This is a genomic window from Okeania sp. SIO2B9 (assembly GCF_010672505.1).
In the GTDB taxonomy this organism is placed as follows: domain Bacteria; phylum Cyanobacteriota; class Cyanobacteriia; order Cyanobacteriales; family Microcoleaceae; genus Okeania; species Okeania hirsuta.
Genome location: NZ_JAAHGK010001404.1, coordinates 1 through 1877 on the forward strand (window position 1 = coordinate 1; position 1877 = coordinate 1877).

At 34.1% G+C, this 1877-nt stretch carries 3 protein-coding genes; all 3 read left to right on the plus strand.

Features of this window, described 5'->3' with window-relative positions; genetic code table 11:
- Nucleotides 1-858 (plus strand): GntR family transcriptional regulator (locus F6K13_RS31190; protein WP_287289580.1); only part of this gene is annotated, 858 nt, incomplete at its 5' end.
- A gap of 15 nt (nt 859-873) precedes the next feature.
- Nucleotides 874-1086 (plus strand): hypothetical protein, encoded by a 213-nt coding sequence (locus F6K13_RS31195; RefSeq protein ID WP_124143486.1) that lies wholly within the window; start codon nt 874-876, stop codon nt 1084-1086.
- 271 nt (nt 1087-1357) lie between these two features.
- Nucleotides 1358-1877, plus strand: a 520-nt coding sequence (locus tag F6K13_RS31200) for a nitroreductase family protein (RefSeq protein WP_287289583.1), incomplete at its 3' end; no start/stop codon positions are given.

Below are 1877 nucleotides of genomic sequence, written 5' to 3' on the forward strand. Positions count from 1 at the left end.
CTTGCGATGCAAACTGGTTTACATCGCAACACTATAAGTAAGGTATATCGTCAACTTGAAGATATTGGTCTTGTGGAAGCTCAAGCAGGTTCAGGTATTTATGTCAGAGCACAGGGAAATGAGAGGGGGCGAAAATTAAATTCTCCCATATATGAAAAGTATCCCTATGCCAGTCATATAGTCAAGGGTAGCTTGGATGAATTACTGTCCCAAGGTTGTAGTCTGAATGAAGCTAGAGAAATGTTTCTCACTGAGATTGACTGGCGACTGCGTTGTAGTGCCAGGGTATTAGTGACAGCTCCCTCTAATGATATTGGTATTGGACAGTTAATGGCTAAAGAGTTGGAACAAGCTCTTAATATTTCTGTCCAAGTAGTTCCTCTGGAAGAACTAGGTAGAGTTATAGATGAAGTATCTTCTGGAACGGTTGTCACAAGTCGATATTTCATTGGACGAGCTGAAAAAATAGCTGCTCCTCAATCTGTACGAGTGATTCCAATTGATATATATGATTATGCTCAAGAATTTAAGTTGGTTAATAATTTATCTCAGGGAAGTTACTTTGGTATAGTTAGTCTCAGTTCTGGTCTACTAAAAGCTGCAGAAGTAATTATTAATAGTTTGCGTGGAAATGATGTAATTGTAATGACTGCGCAACAGGAAGAAACCCACAAAGTTGATGCTATGGTGCGGATGGCTAAAATAATTATTTGTGACAAATTTAGTGATGCTAAAGTTAAAGCTGCCGTACAAAAAAACAGAGCAGATATTATTCGCCCGCCACAAATTATCTGCTTTGAAAATTATATTGGAACAGAGTCAATTAATTTATTGAAACGAGAGTTGGGTTTGGTATAGTTTATGCTAAATATTATGCAATATGAAGAACAATTAGATAAAATTAATATTAATTTATTCCCTATTTCCGATGTTTATGCTGCTATAACTTTATATGGTATTTTTATAGCAGTTTTCATTAACATAGAATACAGAGATTTTGGCTTAAAGGCAGAAGCCAGAGGGCAGAAGGCAGAAGCAATGCAAGTCTACCTTTGTGAAAACCGCTATAAAGATTGTGAGACCTAATAATTGCTGAATATAGGATTACTAAAAAATCTCTATAGCAATCCTTTCTAATTTGTAATATTTGAGTGACAGTCAAGAGCCATAATTTTAGAAGTTTTCAGTTGAAATTAACTACTATAAAAATTGTCACAACTAATTTAGGATTTCTATATCTATAATTTCTTCTTATTCCATTTTTATGTCAATCTTAGTTTCACACCTTAAAATAGAAAAACTATAGTTCAATAACAAAGAAATAAAAAAATTCAACTACAAATTATATTTTTATTTTATGGAACCAAGCATTAATTTAAAGCAAGCTATTGAGAAGCGTCGCTCTGCTCGTGCATTTAGTAAAAATTCAATTCCTAATGTAATCCTAGAAGAAATTTTACGTCTTGGTATGATGGCTCCCTCTGGTTTTAACTTACAACCTTGGCGTTTTATTGTGGTTAAAAAACAAGAGAATAAAGAACGACTTAAGGCTTGTGCTTTTAATCAACGCCAGGTAGGAGAAGCTCCAGTAGTTTTAATTTGTTGTGGCGATCGCCATGTATCTAAACCAGAATATATAGAATCTATAATTGAGTTGCGCAAAGAGCATGAAGCTATCAATGATACTTATGCAGATTATATGAAAAATTCAATCCCTAAAATGTTTGAAAGTCCTTCTTCTTTTGAGTCTATGGAAGCTTGGATAAATAGGCAAATAATGTTAGCAGTAGCTCACATTATGCTCGTTTCTAGTAGTTTTGGAGTTGATAGTTGTCCTCTGGAAGGATTTATTACATCTCAAGTTAAAGCAGCATTTA

What these genes read in the sequence shown, in the direction of transcription:
- F6K13_RS31195 (WP_124143486.1), top strand. Translation starts at nt 874, where the DNA reads ATGCAATATGAAGAACAATTAGATAAAATTAATATTAATTTATTCCCT.